This window comes from Methylorubrum sp. GM97 (genome assembly GCF_024347855.1).
GTDB lineage: Bacteria > Pseudomonadota > Alphaproteobacteria > Rhizobiales > Beijerinckiaceae > Methylobacterium > Methylobacterium extorquens.
Genome location: NZ_AP025942.1, coordinates 3,676,621 through 3,696,461, shown reverse-complemented (window position 1 = coordinate 3,696,461; position 19,841 = coordinate 3,676,621). Strand labels below are relative to the sequence as shown.

Annotated in this window: 13 protein-coding genes and 1 pseudogene; 4 read left to right on the top strand and 10 right to left on the bottom strand. The window is 70.7% G+C overall.

The window, feature by feature from the left end; translation table 11 throughout:
• Window positions 1–316: 316 nt before the first annotated feature.
• The gene (gene adh / locus MSPGM_RS17145; RefSeq protein ID WP_003602479.1) at window positions 317–1,840 is read right to left on the bottom strand and encodes an aldehyde dehydrogenase; all 1,524 of its coding nucleotides are present in this window, start codon (window positions 1,838–1,840) and stop codon (window positions 317–319) included.
• Window positions 1,841–2,028: 188 nt separating this feature from the next.
• Window positions 2,029–3,840, bottom strand: coding sequence for a serine hydrolase (locus MSPGM_RS17140; protein WP_261925719.1), 1,812 nt, complete (start codon window positions 3,838–3,840; stop codon window positions 2,029–2,031).
• A gap of 244 nt (window positions 3,841–4,084) precedes the next feature.
• Between MSPGM_RS17140 and MSPGM_RS17135 the strand changes: the two genes are divergently transcribed.
• Window positions 4,085–4,684: a hypothetical protein gene (locus tag MSPGM_RS17135; protein WP_003602476.1), complete on the top strand. Its 600-nt coding sequence runs from the start codon at window positions 4,085–4,087 to the stop codon at window positions 4,682–4,684.
• Window positions 4,685–5,013: 329 nt separating this feature from the next.
• A complete protein-coding gene (locus MSPGM_RS17130; RefSeq protein WP_012753322.1) occupies window positions 5,014–6,180 on the top strand; it encodes a multidrug effflux MFS transporter in 1,167 nt (388 codons plus the stop codon).
• A 39-nt stretch (window positions 6,181–6,219) separates the two neighbouring features.
• Here the strand turns inward: MSPGM_RS17130 and MSPGM_RS17125 are convergent, their stop codons facing one another.
• A complete protein-coding gene (locus MSPGM_RS17125) occupies window positions 6,220–6,960 on the bottom strand; it encodes a 3-oxoacyl-ACP reductase family protein (protein WP_003602472.1) in 741 nt (246 codons plus the stop codon).
• Window positions 6,961–7,041: 81 nt separating this feature from the next.
• Between MSPGM_RS17125 and MSPGM_RS17120 the strand changes: the two genes are divergently transcribed.
• Window positions 7,042–7,710, top strand: a complete 669-nt coding sequence (locus MSPGM_RS17120) for a TetR/AcrR family transcriptional regulator (protein ID WP_190273136.1) — start codon at window positions 7,042–7,044, stop codon at window positions 7,708–7,710.
• 13 nt (window positions 7,711–7,723) lie between these two features.
• On the opposite strand, the gene MSPGM_RS17115 is transcribed toward MSPGM_RS17120, so the two are convergent.
• The 3 genes and pseudogenes from MSPGM_RS17115 to MSPGM_RS17105 form a co-directional block, all read right to left on the bottom strand.
• Window positions 7,724–8,626, bottom strand: a complete 903-nt coding sequence (locus MSPGM_RS17115; RefSeq protein WP_003602469.1) for a transglutaminase N-terminal domain-containing protein — start codon at window positions 8,624–8,626, stop codon at window positions 7,724–7,726.
• Window positions 8,623–11,163 (bottom strand): circularly permuted type 2 ATP-grasp protein, encoded by a 2,541-nt coding sequence (locus tag MSPGM_RS17110; protein WP_012753321.1) that lies wholly within the window; start codon window positions 11,161–11,163, stop codon window positions 8,623–8,625. Before MSPGM_RS17110 ends, MSPGM_RS17115 begins: the two co-directional genes overlap by 4 nt.
• Window positions 11,160–14,509 (bottom strand): annotated as a pseudogene (locus tag MSPGM_RS17105) (DUF2126 domain-containing protein). Before MSPGM_RS17105 ends, MSPGM_RS17110 begins: the two are co-directional and overlap by 4 nt.
• A gap of 180 nt (window positions 14,510–14,689) precedes the next feature.
• Between MSPGM_RS17105 and MSPGM_RS17100 the strand changes: the two are divergent.
• Window positions 14,690–15,850 (top strand): putative zinc-binding metallopeptidase, encoded by a 1,161-nt coding sequence (locus MSPGM_RS17100; protein ID WP_003606637.1) that lies wholly within the window; start codon window positions 14,690–14,692, stop codon window positions 15,848–15,850.
• A gap of 115 nt (window positions 15,851–15,965) precedes the next feature.
• On the opposite strand, the gene MSPGM_RS17095 is transcribed toward MSPGM_RS17100, so the two are convergent.
• The 4 genes from MSPGM_RS17095 to MSPGM_RS17080 form a co-directional block, all read right to left on the bottom strand.
• The gene (locus MSPGM_RS17095) at window positions 15,966–16,655 is read right to left on the bottom strand and encodes a DUF2147 domain-containing protein (protein WP_012753319.1); all 690 of its coding nucleotides are present in this window, start codon (window positions 16,653–16,655) and stop codon (window positions 15,966–15,968) included.
• A gap of 239 nt (window positions 16,656–16,894) precedes the next feature.
• Entirely contained in the window at window positions 16,895–17,104 is a 210-nt protein-coding gene (locus MSPGM_RS17090; RefSeq protein ID WP_003606058.1) for a hypothetical protein, read from the bottom strand.
• A gap of 336 nt (window positions 17,105–17,440) precedes the next feature.
• A complete protein-coding gene (locus MSPGM_RS17085) occupies window positions 17,441–18,823 on the bottom strand; it encodes an FAD/NAD(P)-binding protein (RefSeq protein WP_003606057.1) in 1,383 nt (460 codons plus the stop codon).
• Between the two features lie 34 nt (window positions 18,824–18,857).
• Window positions 18,858–19,820, bottom strand: coding sequence for an aliphatic sulfonate ABC transporter substrate-binding protein (locus tag MSPGM_RS17080; RefSeq protein WP_003606055.1), 963 nt, complete (start codon window positions 19,818–19,820; stop codon window positions 18,858–18,860).
• Window positions 19,821–19,841: the final 21 nt, after the last annotated feature.

Sequence of the window (19,841 nt, the reverse complement as noted above, 5' to 3'; positions counted from 1 at the left end):
TCGATGTTCGTTCATCGGTTGCATCAACTGATGAGGTGACAGGGACGGGCTGAAGCCGCCGGTCTTCGAGGCTCGGCTCCGGAGCGGCGACGGCGGAAGCACATTCCGACGAAGTGGTCACCGGCTCGTCGAAGGAATGCGCACCACAACAAGGACCGAGAGGCACCGACCCGATGCCATCAGGCCGGGCGACGCCGGGTCCTCGCGACCGCACAGGGGCTGCTCCCGAAGGCCGGCCGGTGAGGCGCATGCCGGAAATGCAAAAAGCCCCGGCCTTGCGGCCGGGGCTGAAGTCGGTCTCGAACTCTCGAAGGTCTTAGAAGAACCCGAGCTTCTTCGAGGAGTAGCTGACCAGCATGTTCTTGGTCTGCTGGTAGTGGTCGAGCATCATCTTGTGGGTCTCACGGCCGATGCCGGACTGCTTGTAGCCGCCGAAGGCCGCGTGCGCCGGGTAGGCGTGGTAGCAGTTCGTCCAGACGCGGCCGGCCTGGATGGCGCGGCCGAAGCGGTAGGCGCGGGTTCCGTCGCGGGTCCACACGCCGGCGCCGAGGCCGTAGAGCGTGTCGTTGGCGATGGCGAGCGCTTCCTCGTCGTCCTTGAAGGTCGTCACCGAGAGGACGGGCCCGAAGATCTCCTCCTGGAAGATCCGCATCTTGTTGTGGCCCTTGAACACCGTCGGCTGCATGTAGAAGCCGTCGGCCAGATCGCCCTCGCGGGTGCCGCGGGCGCCGCCCGTGAGGCACTCGGCGCCTTCCTGGCGGCCGATATCGACGTAGCTGAGGATCTTCTCGAGCTGCTCCGAAGAGGCCTGCGCGCCGATCATCGTGGCCGGATCGAGCGGCGAGCCCTGGGTGATCGCCTCGACGCGCTTGATCGCGCGCTCGATGAAGCGGTCGTAGATCGACTCGTGCACGAGCGCGCGGCTCGGGCAGGTGCAGACTTCGCCCTGGTTGAGGGCGAACATGGTGAAGCCTTCGAGCGCCTTGTCGAAGAAGTCGTCGTCCTCGTTGACGACATCCCCGAAGAAGATGTTCGGCGACTTGCCGCCGAGCTCCAGCGTCACCGGGATCAGGTTCTGCGAGGCGTACTGCATGATGAGGCGGCCGGTGGTCGTCTCACCGGTGAACGCGATCTTGGCGATGCGCGGGTTCGAGGCGAGCGGCTTGCCGGCCTCCAGGCCGAAGCCGTTGACGACGTTGATGACGCCGGGCGGCAGCAGGTCGCCGATCAGCTCCATCACCACGAGGATCGAGGCGGGGGTCTGCTCGGCGGGCTTGAGCACCACACAGTTGCCGGCGGCGATCGCGGGAGCCAGCTTCCACACCGCCATCAGGATCGGGAAGTTCCACGGGATGATCTGGCCGACGACGCCGAGCGGCTCGTGGAAGTGGTAGGCTACCGTGTCGTGGTCGATCTCGGAGATCGCGCCTTCCTGGGCGCGGACGCAACTGGCGAAGTAGCGCCAGTGGTCGATGGCGAGCGGGATGTCCGCGGCGGTGGTCTCGCGGATCGGCTTGCCGTTGTCCCAGGTCTCGGCCAGCGCGATCAGATCGAGGTTGTCCTCCATCCGGTCGGCGATCTTGTTGAGGATGCGGGCGCGCTCGGCCGGCGCGGTGCGGCCCCAGGCATCCTTGGCGGCGTGCGCGGCGTCGAGCGCCCGCTCGATGTCCGCCGCCTCGGAGCGGGCGACCTCGCAGATCACCTTGCCGGTGATGGGGGAGGTGTTCTCGAAGTAGCGGCCGCTCGCCGGCGCGACCCACTGGCCGCCGATGAAGTTGTCGTAGCGCGCCGAAAACGGCGACTTCGTCTTGGCATCCGCCAGGAATTCGGGCTTGTTCATCGCGTTTCCTCCATTGCGCTTGTTCGTTGACCGCTCTTGCCGCCGGTCTTGCCGCGTCTTGGCGGGAGACAAGAGCAGTCGCCTCGTCCGATCAAGCTGGACTTTTGTCCAACGCGGCTTCTGGTGGCCGCCGACTTGACTGTCTTCGCAATTGTTTTTGCCTGCCGCCGGGGGCGGCTGCGGCTCCATCAGTTAGACCCTTTCAGGCCCCCTGGCGACCCCGCCCTTTGTCCAAGGAGCGGGGGCGTGGCGCCCTCGTCGGGCAGGCGCGGCGCGTCGGTCTCGAGGCCGTTCCGGTGCAGGATCAGGCCGGTGACGCGGCCGGTCTCGTCGGCGGTGAAGCGGATCTGCGCATCGACCGTGCGCAGGAAGAAGGCGCGCTCGCCCTCGGGGACGAGTTCGTTGCGCGGCTGCCGCGTGGTTTGCGCGAAGATCCGCCCGTCCTCGATGGTCACCGCGATCTCGGAGCCCGGTCCCAGGGCGTAGCGGCCGGCGAGCGCCGCCAGGCCGGAGCGGTCGATGGCGACTTCGCGGTGTGCCTGCGGCGGCTCGGCGAGCACGGCTCGCGCCTCCTCGGCGGTCACGCGCGGCCCGGTCCGGTCGCGGCCGTCGCGATGAAGGATCGCCCCGGTGGGCGTGCCGTCGGGCTCCGTCTCGAAGGTCAGGCGCATGTCGGCGACGGGGCTGACGAAGGTGCGGTCGCTCTCGGGCACGAAGGGGAAGGCGGGCTCGCGCAGCCCCGGCCCTTCCGCCCGCGCCGTCAGGCCCCGGCCCTCGCGGGCGACGGTGAGGAAGGCGCGGGGGCCGAGGCGGTAGGTGCCGGGGTAGCGGTCGAGGATCACGTCCTCCAGCACGATCTCTTCGGGCGCCGCGTAATGGCCGAGATGGAGGGCGGCGAGGTCGCGGGCGATCTTCTGGGCCGGCGCGGTCTCGGTGTTCGAGAGCACGATCACCGTGAGCCGGTCGTCGGGATAGACGTCGTTGATCGAGAGGAAGCCGGGGATCGACCCGGCATGGCCGAAGACGCGGTGGCCGCTCGTCTTGTCGCCGGGTTTCCCAAAGGCGCGGGAGACGAACCAGCCGAGACCGTAGCCGGTGCCGCGATCGTCGAACATCGCCGCGCGCGAAGCTTCGGAGAGCAGGCGTGGGCCGGCGAGCGCCTCGTCCCAGGCGAGCAGGTCATCGACCGTGGAATAGAGCGCGCCCGCGGCATAGGCCGAACTCGCCGCCATCGGCACCGCGTTGCGCCACTGCGCCCGCCCCCGCCGGTAGCCGGCGGCCCGCCGCGGCAGGATCACGGTGAGGTCGTCGTAGCCGGTCTCTTTCAGCCTCAGCGGCGCGAGGATGTTTTCGCGCAGGTAGCCTTCGTAGGAGAGGCCCGAGGCGGCCTCGATCACCATCCCGAGCAGCACGTAATTGGTGTTGCTGTACTCGAAGCGTATCCCCGGCGGGAACAGCAGCGGGTCGCCCGCCGTCAGCGCCACGATCTGCGCGGGCGTGTGATCGACCCGCGCGATCTGGTCGTAATAGTTCGGCAGCGCCGTGAAGTTGATGATGCCGGAGCGGTGCTGGAGCAGGTGGCGCAGGCTCACCCCCGCCCAGGCTTCCGGCACGGACGGAACCCAGCGGCGGACGGGATCGTCGAGCCCGAGCCGGCCGGCCTCGGCGAGCTTCAGCACGGCCGCCGCGGTGAAAGCCTTGGTCAGCGAGCCGATGCGGAAATGGGTCTGCGGCGTATTGGGGATCTCCCACTCGCGCTCGGCGAGGCCGTAGGCTTGGCGGAAGACCGGCCGCCCGTCCCGGGCCACGAGAATGACGCCGGAGAACAGGCCCGCCTCGACGTAAGGGGCGACGAGTCCCTGCGCCCGCGCCGTAACATCATCGTGCGCGCACGCCGGGCTCAGGGCCGCCAGCGCGATCGCGACGGCGAGCCAGGCTGCGCGAACAGGCAGCGGGCGACGCGGGCTCACGGGGGCACGGCTCAAGAGGGCACGGCTCACGGGCTGCTGTTCTCCTTCTGGTCGGCGGCTTGACTGCGAACTTGGCAGCCAGCTTGGCCGCGAAGCAGAGGCCGGCTTTGCGGCTGCGGCGTGGCGAATGCGGTCGCGCACGGAGCGGGCCGCCCCCGGATGCCATCACGCTTTCGCCGCGACCCGCTGCGACAAGCCCCCGGCGCGGGCGAAAGCCACGGCGCTTGCGGAGTTTTCCTCGGCGCCGCCGACACGACACCAGAGGCAGACGATCATGACGATCCTATCGCGCAGCCTGTTCGCCGCTTCCGTCTCCGCCCTCCTCGCCGGAACCGCCCTGGTTCCGGGCCGCGCGCTCGCCCAGGCGCCTGCCCAAGTCCCTGCCCAAGCCCCTGCCCAGGCTACAGCGCCGGAGCCGGGCAAGGCGATCGCGCTGACGCAAGGACAGATCTACGGCCTCCTCGTCGCCCAGCCCGAACTCGCGGCGCTGCCCGGCGCCGCGCCCGACAAGCCCGATCCGAAGGCCGAGGCGCAGGCGCAAGCCCAGGCCGAGGCGATCGTGAAGCGGAACGGCTTTGCCAGCCTCGAAGAGTTTCAGGATGCCAGCGACACCGTCGATGCGGTGCTCGGCGGCATCGATCCCGAGACGAAGAGCTATGTCGGCGCAACGCCGTTGCTGAAGAAGCAACTGGCGGCTGTCCAGGCCGACAAGTCGATGCCCGCCACGGAGAAGGCCGAAGCGGTCAAGGAGATCGAGGCGGCGCTCGCGGCGGGCGAACCCGAAAAGCCGTCCCCTGCCAACATCACCCTCGTAACCCGGAACTACGCCCGGCTCAGCGCGGCGATGACTGAAGGCGACGGGAAGCCGAAATAGGCGCCGCGTCGCAGACAACCCTCCTTCCCGTATGGGGGAGGGATAGCGCCGGCTTCCCCCGCGTTACGACACGCCAACCCCTTGTCCCGCTGCGCCCGGTCCCAAGCCGGATGCTGCCCCTGAGAGCATCCGCGACCGTGATATCCTCCCCTCGGCCTACCCTCGGAAGCCCGGCCTCCGAGGCCTCGCCGGGCGGTTCGCGGGAGGCTGCCCGGAGCGTGCCCGCGGGCCCGCCGGCGAGCCCGTCTCCTTCGAGTCCATCCCCCTCGAATCCATCACCCTGGGTCGGGCCGGGCTTTGCCGAGTTCGTCGGCATCGTCGCGCTGATGATGGCGGTCACCGCCATGTCGATCGACAACCTGCTGCCGGCCTTCCCCCTGATCCAGGAGCGGTTCGGGGTCGCCGACCCCAACAGCCTGCAGCTCCTCGTCTACGTCTACATGATCGGCTTCGGGGTGGCGCAGATCGTCTACGGGCCGGTCTCGGACGCGCTCGGGCGGCGGCCGACCCTGCTGATCAGCCTCGGCATCTACACCGCCGGCTGCATCCTCTCGATGCTGGCGCCGAGCTACGAGTGGCTGCTCGCCTCCCGCGTCATCCAGGGCATGGGCGCGGCGGGTGGCCGGGTGCTCGCCACCGCGATCGTGCGCGACCGCTTCTCCGGCCGCGAGATGGCGAGCGTGATGTCGCTCATCATGATGGTGTTTCTGATCGTGCCGATGCTCGGGCCGGCGATCGGCGCGACCATGCTGCTGCTCGGCTCGTGGATCTGGGTGTTCGTGTCGATGCTGGCGCTGGGCGGCATCCTCACGTTGTGGTTCGCCCTGCGCATGCCCGAGACGCTGCATCCCGAGTACCGCCGCCCGCTCTCGCTGCGGGCCACGGGGCAGGCGCTCGCCACGGTGCTGCGCAACCGCGCGGCGATCGGCTACGCCACGGCGCTCGGCCTGCTGACGGGCTGCATCATGGGCTATGTCGGCTCGGCCCAGCAGGTGTTCGACACCGGGCTCTACCATCTCGGCGGCCTGTTCCCCGTCGCCTTCGGCGTGGTGGCCGGCGCCATGGGGGCGGCGACGCTGATCAATTCCCGCGTCGTGCGCTGGCTCGGGATGCGGACCCTGTCGCATGCGGGCGTGACCGCCTTCACGGCGGTCGGCCTCGTGCAGGTCGGCATCGGCCTGCACTATCAGGGGCATCCGCCGCTGGTGCTGTTCCTGTCGGTGCTGGCGCTGAACCAGTTCCTGATCAGCTTCGCCCTGCCGAACTTCAACGCGCTCGCGCTGCAGCCGCTCGGGGCGATCGCCGGCACGGCCTCGTCGTTCCTCGGCTTTTACACCACGATCCTGGGCGCCTTCTGCGGCTTTGTCATCGGGCACGCCTTCGACGGCACGGTGATGCCGGTGGCCTATGGCTACGCCCTGCTCGGCGCGCTGGCCCTGCTCACCGTGGCCTGGACCGAGCGCGGGCGGCTCTACCGGGCCGGCGTCTCCGGCTGAGATCGGCGGCCCGGAGCGCGTCCGGGCCGCCGGGGTTGGTCAGGCGTTGGCGCCGCCATCGACCGTGAGGGTGGTCCCCGTGATCTGTCGCGCCGCCGGGCTCGCCAGGAAGGCGACCGCGGCAGCGATGTCCTCCGGCCGGCCGTAATGGCCGAGCGCGGTCATGGCGCGCTGGAGGTCCGACTGTTCGCCGTTGGACGGATTCATGTCGGTGTCGGTCGAGCCCGGCTGCACGAGGTTCACGGTGATGCCCTGAGGCCCGAGTTCGCGAGCGAGACCACGGGTGAACGAGAGCAGCGCGGACTTCGTCATCGAGTAGACCGTGACGCCGGGAAACGGCACGCGCTCGCCCAGGCACGAGCCGATCGAGATGATCCGTCCGCCCTCCCCGAGATGCGGGATCGCCGCCTGCGAGGCCAGCACCACGGAGCGAATGTTCACGGCCAGCAGCGCGTCGATATCGGCCAAAGACATCTCCGTCACCGGGCCGCCGCGGGCGATGCCGGCATTGTTCACGAGGATGTCGAGTCCGCCGAGTTCCGCCGCGGCCGTCTCGACCGAGCGCTTCACTGCCGCGGCGTCCGCGCTGTCGGCCTGGATGGCGAGGCCGCGCCGGCCCTGTCCCTCGATCGCCCGCACGACTTCCGCCGCTCGCTCGGCCGAGCGCTCGTAGGTGATCGCGACGTCCGCCCCCCGCTCCGCCAGCGCCAGGGCGATGGCGGCGCCGATCCCGCGGGACGCGCCGGTTACGAGGGCGCGCTTGCCTGCCAGTTCACTCATCGATTGATCTTTCTGTATCGAACGACACAGAATTGGCTACGAGCGTTGCCGATCGCGGTCAAGCGAATTATAGAACGATCGATGCAGAATTCTGAACCCGGTCCCTCCCCCGGCGCCGCACCGCCGAGCTGCGGCCCAACCCGTGGTCGCGGCCGGCCGCGTGCCTTCGATCGGGACGCGGCGCTGACCCAGGCCATGCACGTGTTCTGGCGCAAGGGCTTTGCGGCCACCGCCATCTCCGAGCTGACCGCGGCGATGGGGATCGGCTCGCCGAGCCTCTACGCGGCGTTCGGCTCGAAGGAGGGGCTCTACACGGAGGCCCTGCGCCACTACCGCGAGCGATACGGGGCGCATGTCTGGGGCAACTTCGATGCGGCCCCGACCGCGCGCGCGGCCGTCGAATCCCTGCTGATGGACACGGCCGCCGCCCTGACGCAGGTCTGCGCGCCCGAGGCGCCGCGCGGCTGCATGGTGACGCTCTCGGCCGTCGGCGGCGAGGGCCATGCGGAGCTCGGCGCTTGCGTGCGGGCGGCGCGCGCCCTCGGATTCGAGCGCGTCTTGGCGCGACTGAGCCGGGCGGTGGCGGAGGGCGAATTCGGTGCCGCGGTCGATCTCCCCGCCCTCTCCCGCTTCGTAATGACGGTGCAGGGCGGGATGTCGCTGCAGGCCCGCGACGGCGCGAGCCGGGCCGAGTTGGAGGCGGTCGCCCATCTGACGATGGCGGGATGGGACGCCAGGGTCGCCGCTTGATCGCGCCCGGCCCTCAGGCCGCCTCGTCCTCGGGGATGACGTCGACCTCGACGGTCAGCTTCTGCTCCCCGGCGGAGGCGACCATGCCATCGATGGGGGCGACGTCGGCGTAATCGCGTCCGCGTGCCACAACGATGTGGTCGTCGCGCACGACGCAGGCATTGGTCGGGTCGAGGCCGATCCAGCCACCCTCCCCCGCGCCCGTCTCGGGCCCGCACCAGAGGGCGACCCAGGCGTGGCTGGCATCCGCCCCACGCAGGCGCGGACGCCCGGCCGGCGGCCGAGTGCGCAGGTAGCCGCTGACATAGGCCGCCGGCAGGCCGAGCCCGCGAAGGCCGGCGATCATGACGTGGGTGAAGTCCTGGCAGACGCCCGCCCTCAGGGCGAAGGCTTCCGCCAGCGGCGTCGAGACGGTGGTCGCCTTGGCGTCGAAACGGAAATCGTCGCGAATGCGCTGCATCAGCTCGACCGCGCCGCCATAGGCGCTGCGCCCCGGCGGGAAGCTGGCGCGGGCATAGTCCGTCACTGCCGGTTCGAGCGGCACCCGCTGGCTGCGGAACTGGAAATGCGCCGGCCCGTCCGGCCCGAGCGAGGGCAGCGCCAAGGCCGCCGCACGCACGGCCTCCCAGGGCAGGCCGGCCTCGGGCGGCGGCGGGGCCGGCCGCTCCACGGCGACGCGGGAGACCGCCTCGACCGTGAATTCGCGATGGGGCTCGTCGAGGGTCAGGGTCAGCGTGTCGAGACCGAAGAAGTCGCGCCGCGCGAGACGGCTGGTCGGCGTGGGCGTGACGTGCAGCGCGCTCTCCAGCACCCGCTGCCCCTCGCCGTCGCGGGGGCGAAGGCGCAGGTTGCAGCGCGCGAAGCGGACGGCCCGGGCATAGCGGTAGGTCGTCAGGTGACGCAGGCTGTAGATCAAGCGAGACCCGTGAGCTTCTCGGGCCGCAGGGCATCGGGGCCGTTGGGGAAATAGCGGCCAGCGATCCCGTCGGCGAGGCCCTCCAGATCCGCCTCGAACCGCTCCAGGGTCTCGGTGTCGAGCGCGGCGGCCTCCGCCGTCTGGAGCGTGCTGGCCAGCACCAGCGCCCGGCGGCGGTGCGGCTCGGGCAGCCCGTCGGCGGCGAGCGCCGGCAGGGCGTCGAGATGGGCCACCATCGCCTGAAGCTGGTAGGCGACGGAGCGGGGATTGTTGGGATCGAGCACCGCCATGTCGCAGACCGCGTCGCGGCTCACGCCGACGAGGTAGCGGGCCCCGTAGGCGATCTGTGAATCGGCGAGCGAGAGCATCACGCCGAGATCCTCGGCGCCGGCATCCGGGCTGCAGAAGCGGAGCGCGAAGCCGCAGGTGTTGATCGCCCGCTCGACGCGCCGGCCCATATCGGCAAAGCGCCAGCCGGCGGCGTGGCCCATATTCTCGTGGATCAGGCCGGTGAGCGCGGCGAGATGGCCGAGCGCCCGCTCGGCCTTGCCGAAGAGCTGCGCCTCGGTCGGCGCCCAGGCTTCCGTATAGCCCAGGGTGTCGCGCAAATCGGCCAGAGCCCGCCAGGATTCGGCCGGCAGCCGCTCGCGCAGGGAGGCGGCGATGCGCCGGGCCTCCAGCACATGGGCGAGGCCCGAGCCGTGTAGCGTCTTGCCGGAGAGCGCCTCCCCGGCCACGGCCGCGGGCGGGAGATCGACCGCGCTCACCGCGCCCCAATCCTTGAGCAGCGCGCGGATGGCGAGCGCCGTCGGCGCGCCCTCCTCGCCGGAGGCGTCGGCGGCGATCGCCTCGCTGAACACGCCGAGATGGGCCTGGACGAGGCGGATCACCGCTTCCGCGCGCTCAAGGTAGCGCCCGAACCAGAACAGGTTGTCGGCGGCCCGTGACGGCAGATGGCCGGCGATGCGGCGGATGCGCGGCGCGCTCGTGTGCACCAGGCCCGGGGTGTCGACGGGCGTGTCGGACAGGACCCAGACGTCGGCGGAGCGGATGCCGGCGCGCATCTCGCTGGGGTCGCCGCCCTCGTGCTCGGCGACGCGGCAGAAGGCGCTCGGCAGCACGCGCCATCCGTCGGGCGTGGCGGCGGCGAAGACGCGCATGACGAAGGGGCGTGCGACGAGCCGCCCATCCTGCCACGCGGGCATGGTCGAGAGCGGCGCGGGCTCCTGCGCCACCCAATCGAACGGCCGCTCGCGCAGGGACGCGACGGCGCGGGCGCGGGCGGCGTCGAGAGCGGGGCCGGCCAGCATCGCGTCGCGCTCCGGGCCGCGCACCGGGGTCGCGGCGGCGCGCAGCGTCAGACGGTCGAGGTTGGCCAGCGCGTGATCGAGCCCGTCCGGATCGCCGCACCACCATGTGCGGGGCCCCGTGAGCCGCAATTCCTCGCCGGTGAGCCGCCGGGCGATGGCCGGCAGGTAGGGCCCGAGCGCGGCCGATTCGAGCACGCCGGAGCCCGGCATGTTGCCGACCACGGCGCCGCCGCGGCGCAGCACTTGGAGGATGCCGGGCACGCCGAGGCGCGAATCCGAGCGCAGCTCCATCGGGTCGAGATAGTCGGCATCGATCCGGCGCCAGACCGCGTCGGTGCGCTTCAGCCCGGCGATGGTTCGGACATGCAGGAGCCCATCCCGCACCACGAGGTCGTCGCCCTCCACCAGCAGGAAGCCGAGATAGCGGGCGAGCGCGGCCTGCTCGACATAGGTGCTGCTGTAGGGGCCCGAAGTGAGAAGGCAGATGCGCGGGTCGCTGCGGGCGCAGGAGGCGGCCAACCCGGCGCGGAACGCCTGGAAGAAGCCGGGCAGGCGCTCGACATGGAGGTCGGCGAACAGGTCCGGGAAGGCGCGGGCGAGCACCATCCGGTTCTCCAGCGCGTAGCCGAGCCCCGAGGGCGCCTGGGTGCGGTCGGCCAGAACCTGCCAGCGCCCGTCGGGGCCTCGGCCGACATCGGCGGCGTAGATCGGCAGCCAGCGCCCGCCGGGCGGGGCGATGCCGTGGACAGGCCGGAGATATTCGGGATGCCCCGCGACCACGCCCGCGGGCAGAAACCCGTCCGCGACGAGCCGGCCCGCGCCGTAGATGTCGGCGACGATGCGCTCCATCAGGCCGGCGCGCTGGACGATCCCGGCCGACAGCTCCGCCCAGTCGGCGGCGTCGATGACGAGCGGCAACGAGCCCAGCGGCCAGGGATGCTCGCGCCCGTCGCCGTAGACCCGGTAGGAGATGCCCGCGTCGCGGATATGCCGCTCGGCGGAGAGGAAGCGGGCGGCGACCTCGCGGTCGTCGAGCCGGGCGAGACGCTCCAGAAAGCGCGGCCAGCCGCCGCGCAGGTTGCCTCCCGCATCGACCAGCTCGTCGGCGAGGCCGGGGCGGGGCGCGTAGCCCTCCGTCCAGCGGCGCATGCGCGCGGCCGGGTCGTCGGCCGCCCAGGCGGAGGCGTCGGGCGGTGGCCCGTCCGCGAGGGCGGCCGATGCGCTCATCGGGGTGCGGGCGTGCGCAGGTCGAGGGTCAGGGGGAAGTCGCCCGTGCGCTCCTCGGCCGGCATCGCGAGGCGGCCGGGGGTGTGGCCCATGGCCTCGAACCGAGCGAGACGGCGCCCCTCTGCCTCGTAGGCGTTGACGGGGAAGCTGTCGTAGTTGCGCCCGCCCGGATGGCTGACGTGGTAGCGGCAGCCGCCGATCGAACGGCCGCTCCAGGCATCGAAGATGTCGAAGGTCAGCGGCCCGTGCGGCGGGATCGTCGGGTGCATCGAGGAGGCCGGCTGCCACGCCTTGAAGCGCAGGCCCGCGACCGCCTCGCCGCTGGCGCCGGTCGGCGTCATTGGCAGGCGCCGGCCATTGCAGGCGATGACGTGCCGGCCGGGGACGAAGCCCTCGACCTTCACCTCAAGCCGTTCGACGGATGCGTCCACGAAGCGCACGGTTCCCCCGGCGGACCCTTCTTCGCCCAGCACGTGCCACGGCTCCAGCGCTTGGCGCAGTTCGAGGCCGACGCCGCCCTGCTCCACCCGGCCGAAGACGGGGAAGCGGAACTCGGCTTGCGCCGCGAAGGCCTGAGGGTCGAAGTCGTAGCCGCCGCCGCGCAGGTCTTCCAGCACGGAGAGGAAGTCCGCCCAGAGGAAATGCGGCAGCATGAAGCGATCGTGCAGCGCCGTGCCCCAGCGGACACAGCCGCCGGTCTGCGGCTCGCGCCAGAGCCACGCCACGATGGCCCGCAACAGCACCTGCTGCGCGAGGCTCATGCGCGCATCCGGCGGCATCTCGAAGGAGCGGAATTCGAGCAGGCCGAGCCGGCCGGTGGCGCCGTCCGGCGAGAACAGCTTGTCGATGCAGATCTCGGCGCGATGGGTGTTGCCGGTGACATCAGCGAGGATGTTGCGGAACAGCCGGTCCACCAGCCAGTGCGGGATGTTGGCCCCATCCGGCTCCGGCACCTGCGCCAGCGCGATCTCCAATTCGTAGAGCCCGTCATGGCGGGCCTCGTCCATGCGCGGCGCCTGGCTCGTCGGGCCGACATAGAGCCCGGCGAACAGGTAGGACAGGCACGGATGCCGCTGCCAGAACAGCACGAGGCTCTTCAGCAGGTCCGGCCGGCGCAGGAACGGCGAGTCGGACGGGGTCGCACCGCCGAGCACGACGTGGTTGCCCCGCCGGTGCCGGTGTGGCGCCCGTCGATCATGAACTTCTCGGCGCCCAGGCGCGTCTGCCGCGCCTCCTCGTAGAGGCCGCGGGTGATGTCGACCGCCTCGCGCCAGGAGGCGGCGGGGTGGACGTTGACCTCGATCACGCCGGGATCGGGCGTGACCTTGATGACCGGGAGACGCGGATCGTAGGGCGGCTCGTAGCCCTCGATATGGATCGGCTGGCCGATGGTCTCGGCGACGCGTTCGAGATGTCCGACGAGGTCGATATAGTTGTCGGCCCGCTCCACAGGCGGCATGAACACGCAGAGCACGCCGTCGCGGGGCTCGACCGACAGCGCGGTGCGCACGGCCACACCCTCCATGCCGGCGCCGTTAGCCCGGTCGGCGCCCTTCGGCAGGGGAGCGTCGCGGGGGCCGCCCGGTTCGACGGGCAGGTCGCCGCGCGCGTCGAGCGGGTCCTGCGGATGGTAATAGGGGTAGGAATCCGGCGGCACATAGGGAAGCGAGCCGAGCGGCAGGCGGAAGCCGAGCGGCGAGTCGCCGGGATTTAGGTAGGCGCCACCGCGGCGGAACTTCCAGGTCTCGGAGATCCAGACACGGCCCTCCCCCGCCGCGAGGTTGGCCAGCGGCAGCACGTAGCCGACGGGCTTGTCGAGGCCGCGCCCGAACACGCGCCTGAACCGGGCATCGGTCTCCGGGCTGCCAGTTTGCGGTTCCGCGGTCGTGACGTTGACGGGCAACTCGCTCTCGCGGATCCGCCAGTAGTCGGCGTCCTCGTAGGCGGGGAAGACGAAGCGGGCGAGTTCGAGCCGCTCGGCGAGCGTACCGATCAGCCGCTCGGCATCCGTGATGGTGGCGGTCTTCGGGCCGTCCTCGACGGCGATCAGGTCGGCGTTCTTCCAGATCGGCACGCCGTCCTTGCGCCAGTAGAGGGCGAAGGCCCAGCGCGGCAGGCTCTCGCCGGGATACCACTTGCCCTGGCCGTAATGCAGCATGCCGCCGGGCGCGAAGCGGTCCCGCAGGCGGCGGATCAGTTGGTCGGCCAAGCCCCGCTTGGTCGGCCCCACGGCGGCGACGTTCCATTCGGGGGATTCGAAGTCGTCCACCGAGACGAAGGTCGGCTCGCCGCCCATGGTCAGGCGCACGTCCTGCTCGGCGAGATCCGCGTCGATGCGCTCGCCGAGCGCGTCCATCGAGGTCCAGACCTCGTCCGAGAACGGCTTGGTGATGCGCGGCGCCTCGGCGACGCGGCTGATCGTCATCTCGTAGGCGAACTCGACCTTGGCCGGTTCGGCGAGCCCCGAGATCGGCGCGGCGGCGTTGTAATGCGCGGTGGCCACGAGCGGGATGTGCCCCTCGCCCGTGAGCAGGCCGGAGGTGGCGTCGAAGCCGATCCATCCGGCGCCGGGCAAGTAGACCTCGGCCCAGGCGTGCAGGTCGGTAAAGTCGGTCTTGGTGCCGGCCGGGCCATCCACGGCGGTGGTGTCGGGCACGAGCTGAATCAGGTAGCCCGAGACGAAGCGGGCGGCAAAGCCGAGCCGGCGCAGCACCTGCACCAGCAGCCACGCGGAATCGCGGCACGAGCCGCTCTGCAGGGTGAGCGTCTCGGCGGGCGTCTGCACGCCGGGCTCCATGCGCACGCCGTAATTCACCTCCGCCCGCAGCAGCGCGTTGAGCGCCACGAGGAAGGTGACCGTGTAGGTCTCCTCGGGAATGCGCGTGAGGAAGGCGTCGATCTCCGGCCCGTGCGCGTCGTCGAGGACGAGGTAGGGCGCCAGCGCGACCTTCAGATCGGGCTCGTACTCGAAGGGATGGCGCTCGGCGTAGGGCTCGACGAAGAAGTCGAACGGGTTGATGACCGCGAGGTCGGCGGTGAGATCGACCTCGATGCGCAGTTCCGTGGTCTTTTCCGGGAAGACGAGCCGGGCGAGCCAGTTGCCGGCCGGATCCTGCTGCCAGTTGATGAAGTGGTTTTCCGGGCTGACCTTCAGCGCGTAGGCCGGCACCCGGGTTCGCGCATGCGGCGCCGGGCGGAGCCGGATCGTCTGCGGTCCCAGCGCGATCGGCCGGTCGTAGCGGTAATGCGTGACGTGGTGCAGGGCGGCTTGGATCGACACGGAGGCTCCGAAGGCTTCTGCGATTGTCTCGAACGAGCGGGCGGTGCGCTCGGCCGCCGGTTGCATGCCTTACTACAGTTCGGGCGGCCGGAAGGAGCAATCGGAATAGCAAGAACCGTGCAGTGGCCGTTGCCCGGCATGGAACTTCGTCCGGCTCACACCCTTGGTTGATGCGGAAGGCCGCGGGAGCGAGGCTGCGGCCCGGTTCTTGTAGGGATCCCGCGACGGCCGAAGCGGGGGCCTCCCATGAAAATCTTCCAGTGCCAAGCCTGCGACCAGCCGCTGTCGTTCGAGAGCACCGTCTGCGAGAGCTGCGAGCGGCGGCTCGGCTATGTCTGCGACCGGCACGAGATCTCGGCGCTGGAGCCCAGCGGCGAAGATGGGTGCGGGCCGCTGTTCCGCGCCTACGCCCATCCCGGCCGCAAGTACCGCCTCTGCGCCAACGCGGCCCATGACGCCTGCAACTGGATGGTGCCGGAGGAATCCGACGAGGCCTTCTGCGTCGCCTGCCGCCACAACCGGATGGTGCCGGACCTGGGCGTCGGGACCAATCTCGACCGCTGGCGCCGGATCGAGGCGGCCAAGCACCGGCTGTTCTACTCGCTCCTGCGCCTCGACCTTCCGCTGGTGACGCGGGAGCAATATTCCGACGGGCTCGCCTTCGATTTCCTCGCCGAATCCGCCGGACCGCCAGTGATGACCGGCCATCTCGACGGGCTCATCACCCTGTCCATCGCCGAGGCCGACGACGTCGAGCGGGAGCGCCGCCGCAAGCTGTTCGGCGAGTATTACCGCACCCTGCTCGGCCATTTCCGCCACGAGATCGGGCATTACTTCTGGAACCTGATGGTGCGCTTCGACGCGAGCCTGCCGACCTTCCGCGCCCTGTTCGGTGACGAGAGCGCCGATTACGGGGCCGCGCTCAAGCGCCATCACGCCGAGGGGCCGCCGCCGCATTGGGAGGAATCGTTCGTCTCGTCCTACGCGACCGCCCATCCGTGGGAGGATTTCGCCGAGACCTTCGCCCACTACCTGCACATCATCGACACGCTGGAGACCGGCAGCGCCTTCGAGATCCGCCTGAAACCGAAGCTGCGGGCCAAGGCGGAGCCGGCGGTACCGGCCACCTGCATCGATTTCGATCCCTACGAGACGCCGGACTTCGAGCGGGTGGTCGAGGCGTGGATCCCGCTCACCTACGCGGTGAACTCGCTCAGCCGCTCCATGGGGCAGCCGCCGCTCTATCCGTTCACGCTGACGCCGTCGGTGATCGCCAAGCTCGCCTTCGTGCATGAGCGGATCTACGCCGCGCGCGCGCCCGGCGGCTTCACGGAGGAGGCGAGCGCCGAGATGCTGAAGGCGGTGATCGCGGGGCTGCGCCAGCGGGTGGCGACCCCGACGACCTGAGCGGGTTTCGCGGGGGCCGAAGGCGATCCGTCATTACGTGGCATGCCGGATGAGGCTTTCGCCTCACCCGGCATGCCTGCCGCAGGGGTCGTGTGACCCGTTCCGTGTGGGCCGGTTACTGCGCCGGGGCCGGCGCCGGAGTCTTGGGGGCGGCGGGCTTCGGCGCGGACTTCGTCGCGGCGCCTGCGCTGCCGGTGGCGGCGGGCGCGTTGGCGGCCGTGCCGGGGGCGGATTTCGGAGCCCATTCGGCGTCGGCGCGGGGCCCGTTCGGGCCGTTGGTCGGGCCGGTGAGCTGGCCGGGCTGGGTGTCCGTCACCTTCTTCCAGGTCTGCGACTGGCACAGGAAGGCGATCAGGCAGCCCTTGACCGTCAGTTCCTCCGGCTCGTCCGACCAGACCGTGACGTCGTAGAACTTGCCGTCCTCGGCGTTGTAGATCTTGCCCTCGTAATGGGCATCCTCGTTCAGCTTCAGGCCGAGGATGAGCTGATGCCCGAGCGAGGCGCGGGTGCGCTTCTTCGCATCGGGGTTGCGGAAATCGACCCGCGGCTTGCCCTCGTCGTTGAGCGGCGTCTTCAGCCACACCGCGTAGCCGCACAGGTTCTTCTCCTGCGGGCCGCACTTCTCGACGCGGATGCGCGCCTTGCCGTCCTGCGTCAGCCAAGTGCCGCTCGGGTCATGCTGGGGCGCCGCGGCCGAGGCGGGAGCCACCGACAGGCCGCCCACGACGGCGAGGCCGGCGGCGAGGGCCGCGACGCGGCCGGTGCGGAGGAAAGGCGCGCGCGCACCGATCGGTCCGAAGATCATGCAAAAACATCCCCACTCGGGCGCGGCAGCGAGTGCGGGCCGCACCGTTCATCCTGACGATTGGGCCGCCCGCGCACGGACCGTTGCCCCTTCGCCGCAGCCATCGAATCGGAAGGTGACCGGATCATGACCGCCGCGGGGCGGTTCCGACGCAATTTGCCGGTCTTCCCACGCCCCATGCGAAAAGGGCCGGTGCACATGGCACCGGCCCTTTCGAACTACTTCGGTTGAGCCGCGACTTACTCGGCCGGGGCGAGATCGGCGGTGAAGTGGCCGCACCAATCCTTGGAAGCGACGACCGGCCACAGGCCCTGGCTCTGCGGGTCGGGCTGGCTCACCGGCGGGTTGAAGCGGCACAGGCCCTGGTCGCCCGCGGCCTGGGCGCCGTTGGTCTTGTGGTCGTCGAAGAAGCGGCAGCTCTGGCAGGCGGCGTTGCTCGAGGTGGCCATGATCTCTCTCCGGTTATCGTTCGATCGTTGCTCGTTGGCGGGTTCTTCCGTCGGGACCGTTCGGCCCTGCACGTCCCGTCGTCACCGCCCTTGATTAGAACAAGTCCAAACTCTGAGCAAGCTCTTTAGAACGATTCCGAATTGTGTGTCGGCGCGCCAAAGGTAGCGCCCGATCCGTATGAAACCGCAGGTTGGCCAACGGTTTGCAGCCCGAGCGAGGGGATGCCGGGCGATCGGACGGGCCTCGCGCCCTACCTCACGAATGCGTGAAGCGGCGGAGAGGCAAGGCTCTCTGCCGCTTCGAGGCGACGCTCCGGACGATTGGGATGAGGGGGGCTACGCCGCGGCGGCGCGGTCGAGGGTGGCGGCGACGAGGCCGGCCAGTTCCGCCGCCTCGTTGCGGATGTCGGGCACCGCGGTGCATTCCCAAAGGACGCCGCGCAGGAGCGGCCCGAGGATCCAGAGCGGTCCCCCGCCCTCCCCCGCCGTGGTGCGGACCGCCCGGTAATCCACCCCCGCGTCGAGGCCGAGCCCGAACGGGCCGGGACGCACGAGGCCCCGATCGAGCAGCCGCCGCAGCAGCGGGTCGCGGCTCTGCGGGAGATGGCCGAATCCGGTGGCGTCGATCATCGCCTGAACGGCGAGGCGCTCCGGGCGCTCGGCCCCGCGCAGGCGCAGCGTCACGACCGCCTGCGACGCCTCGTCCTCGATCGCGATCAGGCGACCGGCCCGCACCGTGAGGGCGCCGCGGGCGATCTCGTCGGCGATGGTCTGCGCGGCGGGCGGGGCGGTACGGTGGCGGTGCACATCCCAGAACGGCCGCAGGTGGCGCTGGAACCGGGCCTGCTCCCGCGGCGGCAGGCTGCGCCAGATCGTATCGGTGAGCGGACGCAGGGCATCAATGACGCCATGCCAGCCGACGCCCCGTTCCGCGGCCCGCGCGACGTCCGAGCGGATGCGGGCGAGGAGCCGCCTCAGGGAGGCGAAGTCGGCCGGCCTCAGGTCCGGCATGGGCCAGAGGTCGGCGGGGGCGTGGGCGTTCGGCAGCAGGCCGCGGCGCGACAGGGCGAGGATCGCCCCGGTAAAGCCCTGCGCCCGCAGGCTCGCCACCGCGTCGAGCATGGTAAGGCCGGTTCCGACGATGAGGACCGGCGCATGCGGGTGCAGGCGGCCGAAGCTGTCCGGAGCCCAGGGATCGAGGCTATGCCGGCTCTTGGGCGCCGCCGAGGCCAGATTGCCCATGGCGAGCACGGCGCCGGCGACCCGGTGGGTCTGCCCGCCCTCGGTGCGCAGCAGGAAGCCGCCGGCCCGCGGCTCCAGATCGACCACCGCATCGTTGACGAGGCGCAGACGCGGCACCCCCGGCCCGGTGACGGCCGCGGTCAGCAGGTCTGTGAGATAGCTGCCGTAATGGCCCCGCGCCACGAAGGTGCCGGCCGACGTCGTCACCACGCCCTCGCCGAGATCGGCGCCGGAGAGCCACTCCTCGAAATGGCCCGGCCGGTCGGGAAAGGCGCTCATGTTGGCGGCGCGCACGTTGAGGAGGTGGGCCGGGTTGCCAGTGCCGTAGGCGAGCCCGCGCGCGAAGCTGCCTCCGCGCTCGCACAGCAGCACCGGCTGCTCCGGCGGCAGGGCTTCGAGAAGCTGGAGTGCGGCCATGGTGCCGCTGAACCCCGCGCCGATCACCGCGATGGGGGGCAGGCTCGCCTGACGGGTCATCGTGTTCGATCCCTTAGCGTGAAACCCCCTCGGGTCAGCGTGACGGCAATTCCCAGACGGGCAGCGCGGACGCATCCACGGCGCGCGGCAACAGGCCCTCGGCGCGGAAGGCATCGGCGATGGTCTGCTGCTCCGCCAATCCTGCGCGGCTCACCGGCTCGACCCGGTAGGAGCGGCGGGCATTGGCCTGTTTGACGATCTCGGGCTCAATCTTCCACAGGGCGCCCAGCCGCGCGGCGGCGGCGTCCGGGTTGGCTTTCACCCAAGTCCCGGCCTCGCGCAGCTTGGTGACGAGCAGGGTCAGCACGTCGGCGCGCTTTTCGGCGTAGGCGTCGGAGGCGAGATAGTAGCGCTTGTAGGCCGAGAGCCCGGTGCCGTCCCGCAGGATGCGCGCGCCGGCCTGGATCTGCGCGGCGGAGAGGAACGGGTCCCAGGCCACCCAGGCATCGACGCTGCCGCCGGAAAGCGCGCTGCGCCCGTCGGCCGGGGTGAGGTAGGCCGGATTGATGCTCTTGAAGGGCAGCCCCTCCGCCTTCAGCGCGGCGAGCAGCAGGTAGTGGCTGCCGGCGCCCTTGGTGACTGCGACCTTGCGGCCCTTGAGGTCGGCGACCGTCTTCAGCGGGGAATCGCCCGGCACCAGGATCGCCTGCGCCTCCGGCGAGGCCGCCTCCTGCGCGATGTAGGTGATCTTGGCATTCGCCGCCTGCGCGAAGACCGGCACCGTGTCGGCGACGTCCGCCGAGACATCGATGCGGCCGACATTCAGCGCCTCCATGATCGGCAGGCCGCTGGTGAATTCGTGCCAGGACACGGTGACGCCGAGCGGCTTCAGGGCCGTTTCCAGGGTCGCGTCCTCGCGCAGCAGCGAGATCAGCGCCGAGGAGCGCTGGTAGCCGATGCGCAGGGTGGATTCCTCCGCCGCGGCCGGGTTGCAACCGAGGGCGAGACTCAGCGTCAAGCCGGCGAGGACGAGGCGGGCGGCGGACCGGCGGTTCATGAGGGCTTTTCGTTTTTTTAG

Excerpts from the sequence above, each read along its gene's own strand:
- adh (WP_003602479.1), bottom strand. The coding sequence starts at position 1,840 with ATGAACAAGCCCGAATTCCTGGCGGATGCCAAGACGAAGTCGCCGTTT.
- MSPGM_RS17135 (WP_003602476.1), top strand. The coding sequence starts at position 4,085 with ATGACGATCCTATCGCGCAGCCTGTTCGCCGCTTCCGTCTCCGCCCTC.
- MSPGM_RS17130 (WP_012753322.1), top strand. The coding sequence starts at position 5,014 with ATGGCGGTCACCGCCATGTCGATCGACAACCTGCTGCCGGCCTTCCCC.
- MSPGM_RS17125 (WP_003602472.1), bottom strand. The coding sequence starts at position 6,960 with ATGAGTGAACTGGCAGGCAAGCGCGCCCTCGTAACCGGCGCGTCCCGC.
- MSPGM_RS17120 (WP_190273136.1), top strand. The coding sequence starts at position 7,042 with ATGCAGAATTCTGAACCCGGTCCCTCCCCCGGCGCCGCACCGCCGAGC.
- MSPGM_RS17110 (WP_012753321.1), bottom strand. The coding sequence starts at position 11,163 with ATGAGCGCATCGGCCGCCCTCGCGGACGGGCCACCGCCCGACGCCTCC.
- MSPGM_RS17100 (WP_003606637.1), top strand. The coding sequence starts at position 14,690 with ATGAAAATCTTCCAGTGCCAAGCCTGCGACCAGCCGCTGTCGTTCGAG.
- MSPGM_RS17095 (WP_012753319.1), bottom strand. The coding sequence starts at position 16,655 with ATGATCTTCGGACCGATCGGTGCGCGCGCGCCTTTCCTCCGCACCGGC.
- MSPGM_RS17090 (WP_003606058.1), bottom strand. The coding sequence starts at position 17,104 with ATGGCCACCTCGAGCAACGCCGCCTGCCAGAGCTGCCGCTTCTTCGAC.
- MSPGM_RS17085 (WP_003606057.1), bottom strand. The coding sequence starts at position 18,823 with ATGACCCGTCAGGCGAGCCTGCCCCCCATCGCGGTGATCGGCGCGGGG.
- MSPGM_RS17080 (WP_003606055.1), bottom strand. The coding sequence starts at position 19,820 with ATGAACCGCCGGTCCGCCGCCCGCCTCGTCCTCGCCGGCTTGACGCTG.